Raw genomic sequence first — 19667 nt, 5'->3', positions numbered from 1 at the left:
TCGTCGACCTCGGCCACCCATCGCCCGGCCGCCACCTCCGACTTTCCGTAGGCGACGTGACGGGCCACCAGGCGGGCGATCCGCTCGTCATCTCCGATTGCGCAGAACCAGGTCTCGTCGATCTCGGCGGCAACCGTCGACCACGCCGGGTCATCGAGCAGTAAGTAATTGCCCTCGGTGAGCACAACTGCGGCTTCCGGGGACACCGGGATCGCGCCGGCGATCGGTTGCTCGATGTCGCGCTCGAATCCCGGCGCGTAGACCACCTCCGTCCGAGCCCGGATTCGACGCAGCAGCGCCGCGTAGCCGGCAACGTCGAAAGTGTCGGGCGCCCCCTTGCGGTCCAGCCGCCCCAACCGGCGCAGCTCGTCGTCGGCCAGGTGGAATCCGTCCATCGGAACGTGGGCCACCGCGACGTCGCCGAGCCGGGCGCGGGCGGCGACAGTCAGCGCCTCGGCCAGAGTGGACTTACCGGCGCCAGGCGCGCCGGTGATCCCGACGACGGCAGTTCCCGGCTCGGCCGCGCGGGCCAACACCCGGGTCAGGAGTTCGTCGAAGGTGGGCATAGCGGTGCCATTGTCGCTCAGTTCGGCGGGCCAGTTCTCCGGCGGCCGGTGCCCAACGTCGGGGGGACGAGGTAGAACTGGCAGAGGTGTATCGCACGGAAGGCGGAGCAATTGGCGAGAATTCGCTGGTGGATCGGCCTGGCCTGTTGTGCGGTACTGCTGGCCGGGTGTGCGGATGCCACGGTGATCGGCGGCCGGGCCACCTCGATGTTGTTCCTACCCGACCGGGTGGGCGGCCTACCGGTGACCGACGGCCACAGCGGCACCCGTCCCGATGCACCCGCACCGCGGCGCCAGGCCGAGAACACCGATGGCGGCCAGATCGACGATCTGGCGCTGATCGCGATCGACGACATCGAAGATTTCTGGTCACAGAACTACCGCGGCGGTTCCCTACCCGGCGAGTTCACGCCCGTCTCCCAGGTGGTGTCGTTCAACTCGGACGTGTCCCCCGGCCTTGAGCTCTGCGGGGAGAGCACCGTCGGGTTGACCAACGCCTTCTACTGCTTCAAGAGCGATGTCTTGGCCTGGGATCGCGGCGTGGCGATTCCGGTTGCCGCACAATATTTCGGCCAGATGGGCGTGGTCGCGGTGATGGCCCACGAATACGGCCACGCCGTCCAACAACAAGCCCGCCTGGTGGCCCGTCACGTCGCCTACGGAAAGTCGGAGGTGGCGGCCGGGCGATGGGTGGCCGAGGTCGACGAAGCCAACGCGCGGTTGGTGGCGCCGACGGCGGTGCGGGCCGATCTGGTGGTCACACCGACGTCGCGGTGACCGGCCGGCCTTCAGAAAGAGGCTTACGCGCATAACCGAGGAGATAAACTCGCCTCTCGCGATCCGAGAGGCGAGTTTTCTGTTGATGTCATCGAAGAGCAACCCGCGTATCGATCGCACCGTGCGCAAGGCCATCACCGGCGCGTCCATCGGCAACGCGGTGGAGTGGTTCGACTTCGCCATCTACGGCTTCCTGGCCACCTACATCGCCACCAATTTCTTCCCGGCCGGTAACGAAACAGCTGCGCTGCTCAACACTTTCGCCATCTTCGCCGCCGCATTCTTCATGCGTCCGCTCGGGGGATTCGTGTTCGGTCCGCTGGGGGACCGGTTCGGGCGTCAGCGCGTTCTCGCCGTGGTGATCCTGCTGATGTCGGCCGCCACACTCGGCATCGGGATACTGCCCACCTACGCCACCATCGGTGTGGCCGCCCCGTTGCTGCTGCTCGTGCTGCGCTGCCTGCAGGGGTTCTCCGCCGGCGGCGAATATGGTGGCGGCGCAGTCTATCTCGCGGAGTACGCGACCGACCGCCGGCGCGGGTTGACGGTCACTTTCATCGCGTGGTCGGGAGTGCTGGGATTCTTGCTCGGCTCGGTGACCGTCACGCTGCTGCAGGCATTACTGCCGCCCGACGCGATGGAGAGCTACGGCTGGCGGATCCCGTTTCTGATCGCCGCGCCGCTGGGCCTGGTCGGGCTCTACATCAGGCTGCGACTCGACGACACCCCGGAATTCGCCAAACTCGACGACGCCGATCGGGTGGCCACCTCACCGCTGCGGGAAGCGGTGGGCACCGCACGCCGCGCGATCTTGCAGGTGATCGGCCTGTTCATCGTCTTCAATGTCGGCTACTACGTCGTCTTCACCTTCCTGCCGACGTACTTCATCAAGACGTTGCACTTCAGCAAGACCGAGGCGTTCGTCTCGATCACGCTGGCCAGCCTGGTGGCGTTGATCCTGATCCTGCCGCTGGCCGCACTGTCCGACCGGATCGGGCGCAAACCGCTGCTGCTGGCCGGGTCGGCCGGATTCGTGGCGTTGGCGTATCCACTGTTCCTGCTGATGAATACGGGATCGGTGGTCGCTGCCATTACCGGACACTGCCTGTTGGCCGCCATCGAGTCTGTGTACGTGGCCACGGCGGTCACCGCCGGTGTCGAGTTGTTCGCCACCCGCGTGCGTTACAGCGGATTTTCGATCGGCTACAACATCGCGGTGGCCGTGTTCGGCGGGACCACACCGTATGTCGTCACCTGGCTCACCGCGGCGACCGGCAACGCCCTGGCCCCGGCGTTGTATCTGGTCGCCGCCGGCATCGTCTCGGTGCTCACCGTCTTGACCTTGCGCGAGAGTGCGGGCCGGGCGTTGTCGAGCATGGATGGCCCAACCGGGCAGCAACGTGTCACGATGACACCGTGAGTGCGACGAAAGGCCGCGCGCCCAGGGGTAGTGTCGGGCTCCGCCCGACGAAAGCCGACGTGGCCAGGCTGGCCAACGTCTCCACGGCGACCGTCAGTTATGTGCTCAACAATGTCGAGGGACAACGGATCTCGGAGCAGACCCAGGCAGCGGTGCGCAAGGCCGCGGCTGATCTCGGCTATCGCCCCAACCTCGCGGCACGCAATCTCGCGGTCGGCGGTAGCGGGGTGGTGCTCTACATCGTGCCGCGGACGGACCTCGGCGAGTTGCCACTCGAGGTCGGCAGTCGCCTGACCACGGCGCTCGGCCGGCACGGCATTGTGCTGTCGATGCAGCTCGAGACCGACGACGGGCAGAACATCGTCGACGCGGTGGCCAACCTCAACCCCGTCGCTGTGGCCGGCGTGTTTCCGTTGACCGGCGCCGCAGCGGCGGCGGTCGAGGCCGCGAAGATCCCGCAGATCTACCTGGGCAGCGAAAAGCTGCGTGCGCTCGGGTCGTTGCATCGGACCGTCGGAGCGATGCGGGTGGAGCACCTCATGTCGCGCGGCCACACCCGGTTGGCCTTCGCCTACTCCGGCGCCGAGGTCCTGCGACCACTCGGTGACTACTGGTTGTCCGGTCTGCGGGTGGCCGCAGGCGAGCACGGTTTGCCCGAGATCGAGGTCGGGAGCGTGGCCACCGATGGATCCGACGCGGCCGGGGTGGTGTCGACGTGGGTGTCGGCGGGTGTGACGGCCGTGTGCGCGCAGAGCGACGAGACCGCGTTCGTGGTGCTACACGGGATGCGCGAGGCCGGCTTCCGGTGTCCGGACGACCTCGCAGTCATGGGGGTGGACGCGATACCGCTGGGCGCGGTGAGCTCCCCGCCGCTGACGTCGGTCGTGTTCGACGCCAAGACGATCGTCGATGCCGCGGTGCCGGCCATGATGGCCGAACTCGGGTATCCCACGGTCGCTGACGCCGAGGGCAGCGACCCGGCCGCACTCATCGTGCGCGACAGCACCTGAGCATTACACCTGAACGGAAAGCCGTAACCGTATTGGGCCTTGTCCCGTGGTCGACTCGACGTGTAACTTACGCGGGTAAGTAACTCTCCGCAGCCCTCAGAGAGGTGGACCGCCGTGAGTGTGAGCACCACCAGTGACGTGTACTTCGACCCCTACGACGTCGAGATCAACGCCAACCCGTATCCGACGTTCGCTCGACTCCGCGAGGAGTCCCCGCTCTACTACAACGAGCAACACGACTTCTACGCATTGAGCCGGTTCGCCGATGTCAACAAGGGGCTCGTCGACCACGAGACCTTCAGCTCGGCTCGCGGCGCGATCATCGAACTGATCAAGGCCAACATCGATATCCCTTCAGGGGCTTTGATTTTCGAGGATCCGCCGATCCACACCGTGCACCGCAAACTGCTGTCGCGGATGTTCACCCCACGCAAGATCAATGCGCTGGAACCCAAGATCCGGGAATTCTGCGCGCAGTCGCTGGACCCGCTGGTCGGTACCGGAAAGATCGACTTCATCAAGGATTTCGGAGCGATCATGCCGATGCGGGTCATCAGTGCCCTGCTGGGCATTCCCGAAGACGACCAGGAAATGATCCGCGACCACGGCAACGAACAACTGCGCACCGAGGCCGGCAAGCCGATGAAAGCCGCGCAAGAGGGTCTGGTCGACGGCTCGATCTTCGAGACTTACATCGACTGGCGCAAGGACAATCCGTCCGACGACATCATGACGGATCTGCTCAACGTCGACTTCACCGATGAGCACGGCGTCACCCGTAAGCTCACCCGCGAGGAACTGCTCATCTACATCAACGTGGTGGCCGGAGCGGGTAACGAGACCACCACCCGGCTGATCGGTTGGGCGGCAAAGGTACTCGCCGAACACCCGGATCAGCGCCGGCAGCTGGTGGAGAACCCGGCGCTGATCCCGCAGGCGATCGAGGAGCTCCTGCGGTTCGAACCGCCGGCGCCGCATGTGGCCCGCTACGTGACCCGCGACGTCGAGTTCCACGGCCAGACCGTTCCCGAAGGCAGCGTGATGATGATGCTGATCGGTGCGGCCGTCCGCGACAGCCGCCAGTTCCCGCCCGACGGTGAGGTTTTCGACATCCACCGCGAACAGCGCCAGCACCTGGCGTTCAGCGTGGGCACCCATTACTGCCTGGGATCGGCGTTGGCGCGGCTGGAGGGGCGGATCGCCCTGGAGGAGATGCTCAAGCGGTTCCCGGAGTGGGACGTCGATCTCGACAACGCCGTGCTGTCGCCGACTTCGACTGTCCGAGGCTGGGATTCGATGCCGGCATTCATCCCGTGACCGCCGCGCTGACCGTCCCCAAGGACTGGGCCGACGTCACACCGGAGTGGTTGACGGCCGCGTTGGCCGACCATCACCCGGATGCGGTGGTGGACAGTGTGTCCGTCGACATGCGTGACGACGGCACCAACCGTCGTGCGCGCCTGTCGGTCACGTACAAGCCCGGGCCTGCTGGTCCGGCCACGGTGTTCGCCAAGGCCGTCGACCCCGGTCACAAGGAAATGATCAAGTACACCAGCGGGCTGTTGCACGAGCCGCGGTTGTTCAACTCGAAGGTCGAGCTGCCGCTGGAACATCCGGTCGTGTACTGCGCCCCGATCGACGAGGCCGGCGAGGATTTCGTGCTGGTCATGGAGGACCTCACCGCTCGCGCCGCCGATCCGCGTGATGCCACCAGGCCGTTGACGGTGGAACAGGCCGCCCAGGGCGTGCGCGGCCTGGCTCGGCTGCACGGTGCGTTCTGGGGTGAGCGGGTGCGCCGGCCGGGTTTGGGCTGGCTCGAGCCGTTCGAGCCATGGGACGGCATGCAGTGGGCTCCGTTGCCCGCAGCGCTGGAGCGTCTCGGTGACGACGCCCCCGCCTCGGTGCACGCGTTGAGCATCGACCAACTGGTGGAGCGCATTTGGAAGCCCTTCATCCGCACCCTCACCGCTCCAGGCGCTTCGCAGACTCTCCTGCACGGTGACCCGCATATCGGGAACACCTATGTGGTGCCCGACGGGGATGTCGGCTTCTTGGACTGGCAGGTGGCCCGTCACGGCAACTTCTCGCTGGATCTCGGTTACTTCCTGCAAGGCGCCCTGACCACCGAGGACCGGCGGGTGGCCGAGCGTCAGCTTCTGGAGGAGTACCGGGACGCTCTCGGCCTGCCGGCCGAGGAGCTGCCGTCGCCCGACGAGATCTGGTTGCGGTACCGCGCCTCGGTGGCGCACGGCCTGATGACGTGGCTGGCCACCGCCAGCGCGGGCGAGCTGTGGCAGCGCCCGGACATCGCCCTGGCGCTGGCGCAACGCTATTCGGCCGCCTACGAGGATTTGCAGACGGCGCAGGCGCTGGCCGATCTCATCGATTAGCCGCTATAACCAAAATCGCCCGCCGCGCGGTGCGTGCACCTAACCTGTCCGGCATGACAGGTGTGGTGGTAACAGGTGCAGCGTCAGGGATCGGTCGGGCCAGTGCGGAGGCACTGATCGCGGACGGACGACGGGTTTCGTTGTGGGACATCGCTCCCGAGGTCCGCGATGTGGCCGGGGCGTTGGGTATGCCCTTCGCGGTGATCGATGTGTGTGACACCGATGCACTGGCAGCGGCGGTCGAGGAGGCAGCCCAGGCGCTCGACGGGATCGACGGGCTGGTACACGCGGCGGGCCGGGTGCTGGCCGAACCGGTCGGCGCCTACACCGAGGAATCCTGGGACGCCGTGCTCGATGTGAACCTGCGGGCCCAAGCGCTGCTGATGCAGTTGTTGTTGCCGCATCTGGAGAAGTCCGCGAAAGATGGTGGGTCACCCGCGGTGGTCGGCATCTCGAGCATCGAAGGCCTGGCTGCCAATCCGTTCATCCCGGCCTACTGCGCGTCAAAGGCTGGGCTGCTCGGCATGACGAGGTCGATGGCTGCTCAGTTGGGGCCGTTGGGTATTCGCGTCAACGCGGTGTGTCCCGGCTTCATCCAGACCCCGATGCTCCAGATCGCGTTGGACGTCGAGGAGATCCGGGCGAGCTTCGAGCAGGCCGCGCCGCTGGGCCGGCTCGGGCAGCCGGATGAGATCGGGTCCGCCGTGGCGTTCCTGATGTCACCGAAGGCGTCGTTCATCACCGGTACGCAGTTGGTCGTCGACGGGGGAGTGACCAGCCGTCACGCGTGAGACGGACGGGTTGTCCGGCGCGGTAGTCCTTACGGGACGCTGTGGCGAATGTGTAGCTTCCTGTTGTGACAACGCGGTATTTCTCGAGAAGGTACACACTCGTCACAGCGTGCTGAAAGGGATAGTTGCCTGGGCGTCCAGATGCGACGGCCTCCGACGTCCAGGCGCGTCGCGGCGCACCTATGCGGGATTCATCCGGAAGACCCGCGGCCGACCTAGTCGCTGGCGGGCAGCGGCTTGGCTTCCTTGAGGTTGAGCGCGGTGTCACCGATCGACAGCGTGCCGGCGCCGGCCTTGGTGACGAGGACCTCCGCACCACCCTCGTCGACGTAGCGCTTGCCCATCAGGTTGCCGTCGGAGAACGCCGGGTCGAGCGTTGCGTCGGAGTCTTTTTCGGCATCCAGGGCGATCATGGCCACCCCGCCGGCACGCAGATCGTCGAGGCTGTCGGCGCTGCGCACCACGATGACCTGGGTGTCACAGACCTGGCTCTGGAGGCGGGTACCGTTTTTGATCATGCTGGCTCCTTAGAGACGAGTTCGTCGACGAGTTGGCGGCGCAGGACCTTGCCGGTCGGGTTGGTGGGCAGTTCGTCGCGGAACACCACCCGGTCCGGGGTGCGCGATCCGCGTAGTTGCTTGCGGACATGATCCCGCAACGCGTCGGGGTCGGGTGAGGTGCCCTCCACCGGAACCACGACCGCCACGATGATCTGTCCCCACTGGGGATCCTCGGGGCCGACGACGGCTACGTCGCGGACCTCGGGATGCTCGACGAGCACGTCCTCGATCTCGGCCGGGGCGATGTTCTCCCCGCCGCGGATGATGGTGTCGTCGGAACGCCCGCCGATGAACAGGTAGCCGGCCTCGTCGAGCATGGCGACGTCTTTGGTGGGGAACCAGCCCTCGGCGTCGAGCACCGATCCGATGTCGGTGTAACGACCCGACACCTGCTCGCCGCGGACGAACAGTTCACCCGTCTCCCCGGCGCCCAGCACAGTGCCGTCCTCGGCACGGATCTGCACCTCGATACCGGGCACCACCTGGCCGACGGAGCCGAGCCGGCGGGCCGCAGCCGCGTCGTCGGCCGCCAGCGCCTCGCGGTGATCGTCGGGGCCGAGAACGGCGATGGTGGAGCTGGTTTCGGTGAGGCCGTAGGCGTTGACGAAGCCGACGTTCGGCAGCAGTTGCAGTGCCTTGCGGACCAGGGGCAGCGCCACCTTCGAGCCGCCGTAGGCCAGGTTGCGCAAGGTGGGCAGCTCGACGCCGGCAGCCTCGAGGGCGGTGACGATGCGATCCAGCATCGTCGGCACCACGGTGGCCGACGTGACGCCCTCGGTGCGGACCAGCTGCACCCACCTGTCGGCGTCGAAGTGCCGCAGGTAGACCATCTTGCGGCCGGCGTACAGGTTCGACATGGCCGCGCTGACGCCGGCGATGTGATACGGCGGAACACAGATGAGCGCCGCGTCTTCCTCTGCGGCAGAGGCGAATTCGACGGTTCCAGTGATGTAGCTGGTCAGATTGTTGTGGGTGAGCTCGACGGCCTTGGGACGTGAGGTGGTACCCGAGGTGAACAGCACGACCGCGACGGCGTCGGGATCGGCGAATTCGGCGGCAGGTTCCGTTTCGCGTGCTGCGGCGAGAAACTCGTCAGAGGTGATGACCTGCTTGCCCGCTCCGGCGACCACGTCGGCGTATTCGGCGTCGGCGACCACCAGGGGATCGGGCAGGCGTTCGATCAACTCGTGCAGACCGTCGCGGCTCAGCCGGTAGTTGAGCGGGGTGAACGGGACGGCGGCGCGCGCGGAGGCGAACAGCAGCAGTGGCAGCAGCGCGCCGCCGGTGCCCACATACGCCACGTGCGCGGCCCCGGAGGCGGCGATGACGCCGGCACCGCCGTCGGCCAGGTCGCTGACCTCCTGGGTGGTCAGACGGAGGTCGTCGGACACGACGGCGGTGCGGTCGGGCCCGCCCGATACCGCCATCTCCAGCAGCAGTGAGATGCTCACAGGCCCTGCCCCGGCGCGTCGATGAAGATGTCGATGATCGGATTGTCCCCGCCGCCGTAGCGCGAGAGGTCGGTGACGCCGGACTCGGTGAGCACCTCGGAGTCGATGAATGTCTTGCCGTTCACCTCGGCGGCCGGGCGCGACAGGATCTCCACGGCCGCGTCGGCCATGATCTCGGGCTTGCGGGAGGACTGCGCCAGGTTCTGCCCGTCGGCAAGGTTTGTGACCGCGGAGGTGACGATGTAGGTCTCGGGCCACAGGCAGCTGAAACCGATGCCCGCATCGGCATATTCGGATGCCCAGCCAAGAGACAGCAGCGTCATGCCGTACTTGGACAAGGTGTAGGACGGGTGGGCGCCCAGCCAGTAGGGGTTCATGTTCATCGGCGGGGCCAGCGTCAGCACATGCGGGTTCGTGGACTTGCGTAGGTGCGGCAGCGCGGCCTTGGTGAGCAGGAACGTGCCGCGGACGTTGATGTCCATCATCAGGTCGAACTTCTTGGCCGACAGGGCCTCGGTGGGTTCGGTGGCGATGGCGCTGGCGTTGTTGATCACGATGTCGACGCCGCCGAAGTGCTCGACGGCAGTCTCGATGGCGCGGGCCACATCCTCTTCTTTACGTACGTCGCCCACCACCGCGACGCCCTTGCCGCCGGCGGCCTCGACGTCGGCGACCGCGGTGTGAACGGTGCCGGGGAGCTTCGGATGGGGCTCGGCGGTCTTGGCCAGCAGCACGACGTTGGCCCCGCGGCGGGCGGCGCCGAGCGCGATGGCCAGGCCGATTCCGCGGCTACCGCCGGACACGACCAGCGTGCGGTCGGTGAATGACTCTTGCTGGCTGGACATGGTCCTCCTCGTCGAGCGCAGCAACCCGCTGTTGCGCCGTCGTCAACGGTACTGTCAACCGTACCCAAATGGTATTGGCATTCTCATTTTTAGCAAGTCTCGTAATCGGGTCGATCGGCGCCCTTGGAATCGTCGCTCACCACATCGGTTCGGCGCTGGCGGCGCCGGTCCTCGGGACGCAGGTCGCAGCGTTCCCGACCAGTACACGCCCCACATTTCCCCTGTGCGGTATTGGCATTCTCATTTTTAGCAAGTACGTTATCCACTGATGAGCGAGCAACCTGTCCCTCCGGTAGAGACTCCGTCTGGTATTCCGCTGGAACCGGTCTACGGACCGAGTGACCGTGCGGTCGAGCCGCCGGCGCCGGGGACCTATCCCTTCACGCGCGGCAACTTCGCCTCCGGCTACCGCGGCAAGACCTGGACGTTTCGCCAGTATTCGGGCTTCGGCACCGCCGAGGAATCCAACCGCCGATACCGCTACCTGCTCGATCAGGGCGGTACGGGCCTGTCGGTGGCGTTGGACCTGCCGACCCAATGTGGCTACGACTCCGACGACGAGGAGTACGGCGAAGAAGTCGGCCGCGTCGGCGTCGCTGTCGACACCCTGGCCGACGCCGAGATTCTGTTCGATGGCATCCCACTGGACAAGATCAGCACCAGCTTCACCATCAACGGCACCGCGGCCATCCTGCTGGCGTTCTACGTCGCGGCGGCGGAGAAGAAAGGTGTGCCGCGCGAGAAACTCACCGGCACCATCCAGAACGACATCCTCAAGGAGTACGCCTCCCGTGGCACCTGGATCTGGCCGCCCGAGCCGTCGCTGCGCCTGATCGCCGACACCATCGAGTTCTGTGCCGCCGAGGTGCCGCGGTTCAACGCGATCTCGGTGGCCGGCGCGCACTTCCGCGACGCCGGAGCCAACGCCATCCAGGAGATGTCGTTCACCCTGGCCGATGGCGTCACCTACTGCGACACGGTCGTCGAGCGCGGCCGGATGACGATCGACAAGTTCGCGCCGCAGATCTCGTTCTTCTTCTACACCCACGGTGACTTCTTCGAGGAGATCGCGAAGTACCGGGCCGGCCGTCGTCGCTGGGCCACGATCGTGCGGGAACGCTACGGCGCGACCACGGACAAGGCCTCGATGTTCCGGTTCGGCTGTGTGGCCGGCGGTGCGTCGCTGTATGCGCCCCAGGCCCAGAACAACCTGGTGCGGGTCGCGTACGAGGCCATGGCCGCCGTGCTCGGCGGTGTGCAGTCGATGTTCACCGCGGCCTGGGATGAGCCGTTCGCGCTGCCGTCGGAGGAGTCGGCCACGTTGGCGCTGCGCACCCAGCAGATCCTGGCCTACGAGACCGGGGTGACGAAGGTGGCCGATCCGCTCGGCGGGTCGTACTTCGTCGAGGCACTCACCGATGCCACCGAGGCCAAGATCATCGAGATCATGGACGACCTGGAGAAGCACGGCGGGATGGTCCGGTGCATCGAGGACGGTTACCTGCAGGGCCTGATCGCCGACGAGGCGTTCAAGATCCACCAGGAGACCGAGTCCGGGGCCCGGCCTGTGGTCGGGGTCAACAAGTTCGTCGTCGACGAGCCCGCACCCGACATCGCGACGTACGAACTCGACGCCGAGGGGCGCGATCTGCAGCTCAAGCGACTGTCGAAGGTCAAGGCCGAACGTGACGACGTCGCGGTCAAAGAAACATTGGCCGCGTTGGCCAGAGGTGCCGAAGGAGACGACAACCTGATGCACCGGCTGATCGACTGCGCCAACGCGTATTGCACAGTGGGAGAGATGGTGTCGACGTTGAAATCGGTGTGGGGCGAGTTCCAGCAGCCGGTGGTGTTCTAGATGGCTGAATCCGCTCCCACCCAAGCCCGCCCGGCCCGCGTGCTTGTCGCAAAGCCGGGGCTCGACGGTCATGACCGCGGCGCCAAGATCGTCGCACGTACCCTGCGCGACGCCGGATTCGAGGTCATCTACACCGGCATCCGTCAACGCATCGAGGACATCGTGTCGATCGCGCTGCAGGAAGACGTTGCCCTGGTGGGTCTTTCGATCCTGTCCGGGGCACACGTCGCGCTGACCACGCGCACCGTCGAGGCGCTGCGGGCCGCCGACGCCGGGGACATCGCCGTCGTCGTCGGCGGCACCATCCCGCAGTCCGACGTCCAGAAACTTCTGGATGCCGGTGCGGCTGCGGTCTTCCCGACCGGTACCTCGCTGGAGACTCTGGTGACCGATGTTCGTGCCCTGACCGAGAAAGCGAACTGACATGCGCCTTGGTGTGATGATCGGGGCCGAGCGCGGCGACATGGCCCGCAAGGTCTCCAAGCTGGTCTCCGATATCGAGTGGGCCGACTCTGCGGGTCTGGCCACGGCCTGGATGCCGCAGGTGCCCGACGACTTCGACCTGCTGAGCATGGTGGCGTTGATGGCCTCGCACAGCACCCGGATCGAGCTCGGCACCGCGGTGGTACCACTGCAGGCGCAGCATCCCATTGCCCTTGCCCGGCAGGCGCTTTCGGTGCACGCCATTTCCAACGGCCGGTTGGCGCTGGGGGTGGGGCCGTCGCACCACTGGATCATCCGGGACATGCTGGGCCTGCCGTACGACAAGCCGGCCGCCTACACGCGTGACTATCTGCAGGTGTTGAATGCCGCGATTGCCGGGCCCGGTCCGGTCGACGTCGAGAACGATCACTTCACCGTGCACAACCCCACCGCGCTCGGCGCAGAAACCCCGATGCCGGTGTTGGTGGCCGCGCTCGGCCCGGTGATGTTGCAGATCGCCGGTGAACACGCCGACGGTACCTCGCTGTGGATGGCCGACGAGAAGGCGATCGGCGAGCACATCGCACCGAAGATCAACAAGGCCGCCGCGGAGGCCGGAAAGCCCGCGCCGCGTATCGTCGCCGGCATCCCCGTCACGCTGTGCGCCAACTCCGAGATCGAGGCAGCCAAGGAGCGGGCCAACCGCATCCTGGCCGAGGCCGAGACCTCTCCGAACTATCAGCGGTTGCTGGACCGGGGTGAGGCCCGCAATGTCGGGGACCTGTGCGCCGCGGGGGATGAGGAATCCATCCTCAAACGGTTCAAGCAGTTCGCCGATGCGGGTGTGACGGACCTGTCGGTGCGGTTGCTGCCAATCGGGGAGACCCGTGACGAGCTGATCGCTTCGAAGTACCGGACGCGTGAGGTGATCGCCGAACTCGCCAAGGCCGTGCGATGACCCGCCATCGCCGAAACGACGCTTTGTGGCGACTTCTCGGCCCCATCACGCCAAAAACCGTAGTCTCGGCGAAATGACGGGCCCTCTTGCGGGCGTCCGCATCATCGAGGTCGGCGTCATGCTGGCCGGGCCCTACGCCACCATGATGCTGGCCGACCTCGGCGCTGAGGTGATCAAGGTCGAGCCGCCGGGTGGAGAGATCTCCCGACAGGTGAGCGACAGCTACTTTGCCAGCCTCAACCGCGGCAAGCGCAGCATCTGCCTGGACCTGGCCTCGGAAGCGGGACAGGCGAAACTGCATGAGCTGGTGGCGGATTCGCATGCGTTGCTGGTGAACATGAAGCCGTCGGTGATCCGCCGCCTCGGTCTCACCTACGAAACTCTGCGCCGCGTCAACCCCAAGCTGGTCTGCGTCGCGATGACCGGCTTCGGGCTGGACGGGGGAGATGACCCGGCCTTCGACTACGTCATCCAGGCCGCCACGGGCGTGGCGGCGATGACCGGAGACCCGGACGGTCCGCCCACGCTGCCGGGCTACTCGTCGGCGGACAACTCCACGGGGCTGACCGCCGCGCTGGGACTGTTGGCGATGATCGTCTCGGGCGAGGGCGGCCAGGTGGATGTCTCGTTGCGCGACGTGATGCTCTCGCAGCTGAACTATCGGGCGGCGGCCTACCTCAACGACGGTGTCGAGCCGCGCCGCCACCCGTTCGGTGCGCATTCGTATTATGTTCCGGCACAGCTGTTCCCGACCGCCGACGGCTACCTCGCATTGTTCGTCACCCACGACGGATTCTGGAAGTCCTTCGCCGGAGAAGCCGGAATCGACGGTTTCGAGACCATGGCCGAACGGGCCGCGCGTCGTGACGAGGTCCTCGACGTGGTGACGGCGGCGTTGGCCACCGATACCGCAGCCGGCTGGGAATCGCGGCTCAAGCCGTTGGGAATCCCGGCGGCCGCGGTGCGTACGCTGCCGCAGGCCTTGGAGGCGACACCCGAGATGCTGGTGACGGCGGGGGACTTTCGGCTGGTCGGGACCCCGGTGCACGTCTCCGGTTACACGCCGGACTACCGGCCCGCACCGGCGTTCGACGAGTACGGACAGCCGTCGCCGGTTTCTGCACCAGGGTCATGATCGTTTGGATTCTGCGACCCTGCGGTGGAAACCGGCGCAGTCACCGGCCACGCGCTCAGTCTTCGTCGTAGGAAACCGTCACCGCATCACAGTCCGGGACGGCCTGGCAGGTCAGTACGTACCCTTCCGCCACCTCGTCGTCGTCGAGGGCGTCGTTGACGCGCATGGTGGCGGTGCCCTCAAGGAGCTTTGCCATGCAGGTGCCGCAGTTGCCGGCCTCGCACGAGAACGGCGGGGTCATACCGGCACGACGCGCGCTCTCCAGCAGGGTTTCGCCGGGTCTGCGCGGCACGGACAACTGCTCGCGGTCGAACACGATGGTGACCTTGCCGTCCGCGTCGCTGCCGGCCATCGGTTCTGCGGTCATGTGACTCCCCTGTGCACTATCATTCTGACTTAGAGAGAATACCATTCTCCATAAATGATAGTATCCTCTCAACCCGGCTGAGGTGTTCGCCGGGACTCACTTGGCAGTCTTCACGGAAAGGTCGGTGCGATGTGCCAGCGGGGTCGAGTTCGGTGACTGTCACCGATACCCGCGCCGTGCTCGCCTTCGACGACATCGAGTACACGTTGGCTGATCTCGACGCGCTGACCAGCGGGATGGCCACCACGCTGGAACATCGAGGGGTGCGCGCCGGCGATCGGGTGGCCATGATGTCGTCCAACCGTCCGGAGTTCGTCGTGGCGTTGCGGGCGATCTGGGGCCTGGGGGCGACGGCCGTGCTGATCAGCCCGGCTTGGAAATCGACCGAGGTGGCCCACGTCCTGGCGCTGACCGCGCCCGGCCATGCCGTGGGTGACCACGACGTGCTGGCAGCGCAGATGCCGATGCTGCACCTGGACGAGCCGATCACACCCGGCCTCCGGCAGTTCGACGCCCCTGACCCGGACTCCGACGCGCTGTTCGTCTTCAGCTCGGGAACCACCGGCCTGCCCAAGGCGGTGCGGCACACCCATCGCGGATTCGCCGCGGCCATCGAGCACTGGCGCGACGCGCTGGGGTTCACCAGTGCCGACCGGATGCAGATCATGACGCCGCCGTCACACATTCTCGGATTGCTCAACATCGCGATGGTGCTCGACACCGGCGCGTGGATGCGGCTGCACCGCCGCTTCGACGTCGACACCATGTTGCGGCACATCGAATCCGACCGGATCACGATCGAAATGGCCGTGGCGCCAATAGCTTTGGCTCTGGCCGGCCACCCGCAGCTGGAACGCTACGATCTGTCCTCGCTGCGCTACGTGATGTGGTGTGCCACCCCGGTGACCCGCAGTGTCGCCGAGACCGTCACCGAACGGGCCGGGGTGCGGTGGCTGACCGCATACGGCACCACCGAACTCCCGGTGATTGCCTGTAATCCGCTGGACGCCACACGGATCGACACCGTCGGGACCCCGGTACGCGGCGTCGACGTCCGCATCGGCGACGACGGCGAGATCCAGGTGCGGTCGGAGTCGGTGATGGCCGGCTACCTGCCCGCCGAAGCCACGGCCGACGTGTTCTGCGACCGGTGGTACCGCACCGGTGACCTCGGATACCTCGATGACGACGGTTACCTGCACATCACCGACCGCTCCAAGGAGATGGTCAAGGTCCGCGGATTTCAGGTCGCGCCGGCCGAAGTCGAGGCGGTGCTGCACGGGCATCCTTCGGTCGACGACTGTGCCGTGTTCGGCGTGGCCGATGCGGCTGACGGCGAGGCCGTGGTGGCCGCCGTGAGGACAAGCTCAGCGGTGTCGGCCGAGGAGCTCATCGACCTGGTCGGTGAGCGGCTGGCCTCGTACAAGCGGCCCAGCCGCGTGGAGTTCGTAACCGAGATACCGCGGTTACCTTCCGGAAAGGTATTGCGACGAGTGCTGAAGGAGCGGCATGGACGTTCGTCTGACGTCTGAACAGCAGCAGCTGCGAGAGGCCGCAGCGAAACTGGCCGATGACCTCGGACCGGATGCGGTCGGAGAATTGGCGGATAAGGGTCGGATCTCCCGGCTGGAAAGCACGGTCGCCGCGACAGAATGGCGCACCCTGCGGTCCGACGGGGCCTCCGGCGTGGAAGTGGCGATCATCGCCGAGGAGTTCGCCCGCGGCCTGGTCGACGTGCCGTTCCTCGGGCCGGTGCTCGCCGATGATCTGAGTCGTCGCCTGGACCGGGCGGTTCCGGTCGGGGTCGACGAGGCCGCCACCGCCGGTGTGGATCTGACCCACAGCACGGTGGGCGTGGTGGAATCGCCGGCCGAACTCGGGGAGTTGTCGGCCGAAGATGCGCTGCGCTGGAAGGCTTTGGCGTTGGCGGCCACCAGCGCAGATCTGGTGGGCGCCGCCCGCGGCGCACATGCGCTGGCCGTCGACTACGCCAAAGTTCGTGAGCAGTACGGCTCCACGATCGGCTCGTATCAGGCCATAGCGCATCTGCTGGCCGAGGGGTTGGCCTTGATCGAGGGGTCGATCAGCGTGCTGCGTCATGCGGCGTGGGCCGTTGACGAACTGCCGGCCGAGGAAGCGGTGCGGGCCGGCAAGATCGCGAAGGTCTACTGCGCTCGAGCCGCACGCACGGTGTGCGAGACCGCGATCCAGGTGCACGGCGGTATCGGCAATACCTGGGAATGCCTGGCGCACGTATTCCTGCGCCGGGTGCTTGTGGCCACCGAGTTGTGGCCCGTCAAGTTAGAGGACTTGGAGGTCAGTGATCTTGGACTTTCGTGATTCATCCGAGGAAGCAGCCTTCCGGGACCGGCTGCGGTCCTGGCTGGCCGACAACGCCGCCTCCTTCAAGGCGTCCGGTGACGATTACTGGGCCCGGATGGGGGAGTGGCACCAAGCCCTCTACGCCGCAGGCTTTTTCGGTACCTCGTGGCCCAAGGAATTCGGTGGCCAGGATCTGCCGCCGGTCTATGACGTCATCGTCGACGAGGAGCTGGCCCGGGCCGGCGCCCCGCCCCGCCCGAGCCTGGGCTACCTGGTCGTCGGCCTGGGGCACCACGGCAGCAAGGAGCTGCAGCAGCGGTTCCTGCCGGGGATGATCAACGGGACCGAGCGCTGGTGCCAGGGCTTTTCAGAGCCGGGCGCGGGCTCGGATCTGGCGTCGTTGACCACCACCGCGGTCCGTGATGGCGACAACTACATCATCACCGGGCACAAGATCTGGACCAGCTACTCCGACGTGGCCGACTGGTGTCTGGTGCTGGCCCGCACCGACAAGGATGTGGCCAAGCATAAAGGCATTTCGGCGTTCATCGTGTCGATGCACCAGGACAGCATCGAGCAGCGGCCGCTGCAGATGATCAACGGTGTGACGACCGAGTTCGGGCAGGTGGCCTTCGACGGCGCCGTCGTGCCGGCCGCGAACATGGTCGGTGAACCCGGCGTCGGCTGGCGCCTGGCCATGACCGTCGTCAGCCATGAGCGGGAACCGTCGACCCTGGGGTACTCGGCCCGGTACGGAAAGCTGGTGCGGGAGATGGCTTCCCGTGTCGGCGACGGCAAGGCGCCGGAGGATCTGGCGTGGGCCGGGGTGCAGGCGGAGATGCTGCGGCTGCATGTGCGCCGGCGGCTGTCCGAGCAGCTCGACGGCATTACCCACGGTCCGAATGGTTCGCTGGACAAGCTGCTCATGACCTGGGTCGAGCAATCCGTCGGGCACGCCGCGCTCTCGGTGACGGGGACGAAGGACCCAGAACTGCTCGAGGCGTACCTGTACAGCCGGGCGCAGAGCGTCATGGGCGGCACGTCGCAGATCCAGAAGAACATCATCGCGTCACGAATCCTCGGACTGGGGGTCTAGATACATGTACGGAATGCCCGATGAAATCGATGTGCAGGCCGACGGTGCGCTGCGCATCATCACGTTGAACCGCCCGGATGCGCTCAACGCCGTCAACGACAACCTGCATGTCGGGCTGGCGAGGATCTGGGAGGAGCTCAACGAGGACGCCGACGCGCGGGCCGCGGTGATCACCGGTGCCGGACGTGCGTTCTCGGCCGGTGGTGACTTCAACTACCTCGACGAGCTTCGGCGCGACGAAGCGTTGCGGCAGAAGACGATCAAGCACGGCCGTGACCTCGTCATCGGTATGGTGCGCTGCCGCATCCCGGTGATCGCGGCCGTGAACGGTCCGGCGGTCGGGCTGGGCTGCAGCCTGGCCGCGCTGTCGGATGTCGTCTACATGGCCGAGACCGCGCACTTCGCCGATCCGCACGTGCAGATCGGTCTGGTGGCCGCCGACGGTGGTCCGCTGGTGTGGGGCTCGCAGATCAGCCTGTTGCAGGCCAAGGAGTTCGCGCTGACCGGCGTGCGGATCAAAGCGCAGCGGGCCCTGGAGCTGGGCCTGGCCAATCATGTTGTGGCCGACCCGCTCTCGGAGGCGATTGCCTGTGCCAAGAAGTTGATCGACCTGCCCAAGCAGGCGGTCGAGGCGACCAAGCGGCTGATGAACATCCAACTCGAGCAGCAGGTGATGGCGTCGCTGGATTACGCCAACCTCGCTGAGTACGTGTCGTTCGGCACGGCGGACTTCAACCGGATCGTCGACGGCCTGATCGCCAAGAACTGAGTTCCGTTTCCCCGCGAGCAGACGCAAAACCGCACATTTCCCAGCGGAAATGTGCGGTTTTGCGTCTGCTCGGCGTCATAAGGTGAGCGCCTCGGAACGCTGGACGGTACCGGTGACACCGCCGGCATCTTGACCCGCCAACCGCACGGCGGCGCGGCCCATCGCCTCGGGCGGCTCGACCATTTCCGGCGGGATCTTCAACCCGCTGCCGCCGGCGTGCCAGCCTTCGGTCAGCACCACGCGTGACGGGCTCAGACAGTTGACCGCGATGTTGTCGCCGCGCAGATCGGCGGCCAGGCCGAGGTAGAGACGTTCGGCCGCGGCCTTGGACACCCAATAGGCATTCGAGCCGTGCTCGATCATGTCGACTCCGGTCGTGGTGATCGCAATAAGCGAGCCACCGCCGCGTTTGCGTACCTCGGGGATGACGGCCTTGGTCACCAGGAACACCCCGGTGAGATTGACGTCCAGACACAGTTGCCAGCGCTTGAGGGGCGTGGTCTCGACCGGCCCCAGCCACAGCACGCCGGCATTGGCCACCAGGATGTCGATTCCGCCGAACTCTGAAACCGCCGTGGCCACAGCCTTGTTCACCGATTGCTCGTCGGTGACGTCGCAGGCGACCGGCAGCGCCCGACCGCCCGAAGCGTTGATGGCCTCAGCCACCGATCCGATGGTGCCGGGTAGCTTGCCGGGTTGTTCGGAGCGGGCGGCCACGGCCACGGCGGCGCCTTCGGCGGCCAACGCCGCCGCGATCGTGGCGCCGATCCCGCGGCTGGCTCCCGCCACGAAGGCGACTTTCCCGTCGAGACTTCCGGATGTCGCGTCGCCGTGAGTCGACGTTTCGGCCACGTTCGTCATAGGTCGAGTGTGCCCGAAATGCTGCTCAGCACCGGCGTTTCCGCCGGCAGACACGCACGCTCGGCCAG

General features: G+C 66.5%; 20 protein-coding genes. 14 read left to right on the top strand and 6 right to left on the bottom strand.

Going from position 1 to position 19667, the window contains the following annotated elements; translation table 11 throughout:
• Positions 1–566 (bottom strand): nucleoside/nucleotide kinase family protein (locus A5699_RS02855; protein ID WP_067765034.1); only part of this gene is annotated, 566 nt, incomplete at its 3' end.
• A 111-nt stretch (positions 567–677) separates the two neighbouring features.
• Between A5699_RS02855 and A5699_RS02850 the strand changes: the two genes are divergently transcribed.
• The 6 genes from A5699_RS02850 (at position 678) to A5699_RS02825 (ending at position 6954) form a co-directional block, all read left to right on the top strand.
• The gene (locus A5699_RS02850; protein ID WP_231965544.1) at positions 678–1343 is read left to right on the top strand and encodes a hypothetical protein; all 666 of its coding nucleotides are present in this window, start codon (positions 678–680) and stop codon (positions 1341–1343) included.
• 85 nt (positions 1344–1428) lie between these two features.
• A complete protein-coding gene (locus A5699_RS02845; protein ID WP_067765031.1) occupies positions 1429–2763 on the top strand; it encodes an MFS transporter in 1335 nt (444 codons plus the stop codon).
• Positions 2760–3773 (top strand): LacI family DNA-binding transcriptional regulator, encoded by a 1014-nt coding sequence (locus tag A5699_RS02840; protein ID WP_067765028.1) that lies wholly within the window; start codon positions 2760–2762, stop codon positions 3771–3773. The genes A5699_RS02845 and A5699_RS02840 overlap by 4 nt, the downstream gene beginning before the upstream one ends.
• 114 nt (positions 3774–3887) lie before the next feature.
• The gene (locus A5699_RS02835; RefSeq protein ID WP_067765025.1) at positions 3888–5090 is read left to right on the top strand and encodes a cytochrome P450; all 1203 of its coding nucleotides are present in this window, start codon (positions 3888–3890) and stop codon (positions 5088–5090) included.
• Positions 5087–6163, top strand: a complete 1077-nt coding sequence (locus A5699_RS02830) for a phosphotransferase (RefSeq protein ID WP_067765022.1) — start codon at positions 5087–5089, stop codon at positions 6161–6163. Before A5699_RS02835 ends, A5699_RS02830 begins: the two co-directional genes overlap by 4 nt.
• Before the next feature lie 53 nt (positions 6164–6216).
• The gene (locus A5699_RS02825) at positions 6217–6954 is read left to right on the top strand and encodes an SDR family NAD(P)-dependent oxidoreductase (RefSeq protein WP_067765020.1); all 738 of its coding nucleotides are present in this window, start codon (positions 6217–6219) and stop codon (positions 6952–6954) included.
• A gap of 215 nt (positions 6955–7169) precedes the next feature.
• On the opposite strand, the gene A5699_RS02820 is transcribed toward A5699_RS02825, so the two are convergent.
• From A5699_RS02820 to A5699_RS02810, 3 genes are read right to left on the bottom strand one after another with little or no spacing between them, the layout of a single operon-like run.
• Complete coding sequence (locus A5699_RS02820) at positions 7170–7472, bottom strand: hypothetical protein (protein ID WP_067765017.1); 303 nt, start codon at positions 7470–7472, stop codon at positions 7170–7172.
• Positions 7469–8965 carry a class I adenylate-forming enzyme family protein gene (locus tag A5699_RS02815; RefSeq protein ID WP_067765014.1) on the bottom strand — a complete coding sequence of 499 codons (1497 nt, stop codon included), beginning with the start codon at positions 8963–8965 and terminating at the stop codon, positions 7469–7471. Before A5699_RS02815 ends, A5699_RS02820 begins: the two co-directional genes overlap by 4 nt.
• A complete protein-coding gene (locus tag A5699_RS02810) occupies positions 8962–9810 on the bottom strand; it encodes an NAD(P)-dependent oxidoreductase (protein ID WP_067765011.1) in 849 nt (282 codons plus the stop codon). The genes A5699_RS02815 and A5699_RS02810 overlap by 4 nt, the downstream gene beginning before the upstream one ends.
• A gap of 268 nt (positions 9811–10078) precedes the next feature.
• Between A5699_RS02810 and A5699_RS02800 the strand changes: the two genes are divergently transcribed.
• From A5699_RS02800 to A5699_RS02785, 4 genes are all read left to right on the top strand, one after another.
• Entirely contained in the window at positions 10079–11668 is a 1590-nt protein-coding gene (locus A5699_RS02800) for a methylmalonyl-CoA mutase family protein (RefSeq protein ID WP_067765005.1), read from the top strand.
• Entirely contained in the window at positions 11669–12091 is a 423-nt protein-coding gene (locus A5699_RS02795; protein WP_067765002.1) for a cobalamin B12-binding domain-containing protein, read from the top strand.
• 1 nt (position 12092) lies between these two features.
• Positions 12093–13049 (top strand): LLM class F420-dependent oxidoreductase, encoded by a 957-nt coding sequence (locus A5699_RS02790; RefSeq protein ID WP_067764999.1) that lies wholly within the window; start codon positions 12093–12095, stop codon positions 13047–13049.
• A gap of 73 nt (positions 13050–13122) precedes the next feature.
• Positions 13123–14184: a CaiB/BaiF CoA-transferase family protein gene (locus A5699_RS02785; protein ID WP_067764996.1), complete on the top strand. Its 1062-nt coding sequence runs from the start codon at positions 13123–13125 to the stop codon at positions 14182–14184.
• A gap of 55 nt (positions 14185–14239) precedes the next feature.
• On the opposite strand, the gene A5699_RS02780 is transcribed toward A5699_RS02785, so the two are convergent.
• Complete coding sequence (locus tag A5699_RS02780) at positions 14240–14551, bottom strand: 2Fe-2S iron-sulfur cluster-binding protein (RefSeq protein WP_067764993.1); 312 nt, start codon at positions 14549–14551, stop codon at positions 14240–14242.
• Positions 14552–14703: 152 nt separating this feature from the next.
• Between A5699_RS02780 and A5699_RS02775 the strand changes: the two genes are divergently transcribed.
• From A5699_RS02775 to A5699_RS02760, 4 genes are read left to right on the top strand one after another with little or no spacing between them, the layout of a single operon-like run.
• Positions 14704–16083: a class I adenylate-forming enzyme family protein gene (locus tag A5699_RS02775; protein WP_067764990.1), complete on the top strand. Its 1380-nt coding sequence runs from the start codon at positions 14704–14706 to the stop codon at positions 16081–16083.
• A complete protein-coding gene (locus A5699_RS02770; RefSeq protein ID WP_067764987.1) occupies positions 16061–16891 on the top strand; it encodes an acyl-CoA dehydrogenase family protein in 831 nt (276 codons plus the stop codon). The genes A5699_RS02775 and A5699_RS02770 overlap by 23 nt, the downstream gene beginning before the upstream one ends.
• Positions 16878–17969: an acyl-CoA dehydrogenase family protein gene (locus A5699_RS02765; protein WP_067765070.1), complete on the top strand. Its 1092-nt coding sequence runs from the start codon at positions 16878–16880 to the stop codon at positions 17967–17969. The genes A5699_RS02770 and A5699_RS02765 overlap by 14 nt, the downstream gene beginning before the upstream one ends.
• A 4-nt stretch (positions 17970–17973) precedes the next feature.
• Positions 17974–18738, top strand: coding sequence for an enoyl-CoA hydratase/isomerase family protein (locus A5699_RS02760; protein WP_067764984.1), 765 nt, complete (start codon positions 17974–17976; stop codon positions 18736–18738).
• Positions 18739–18813: 75 nt separating this feature from the next.
• Here A5699_RS02760 and A5699_RS02755 read toward each other — a convergent pair whose 3' ends face one another.
• On the bottom strand, positions 18814–19599 hold the full coding sequence (locus tag A5699_RS02755) for an SDR family NAD(P)-dependent oxidoreductase (RefSeq protein ID WP_067764981.1): 786 nt from the start codon (positions 19597–19599) through the stop codon (positions 18814–18816).
• Positions 19600–19667 lie beyond the last annotated feature (68 nt).

Origin of the sequence: Mycobacterium sp. E802 (assembly GCF_001666875.1) — a bacterium.
GTDB lineage: Bacteria > Actinomycetota > Actinomycetes > Mycobacteriales > Mycobacteriaceae > Mycobacterium.
This window is presented reverse-complemented; position numbering and strand designations above follow the sequence as displayed.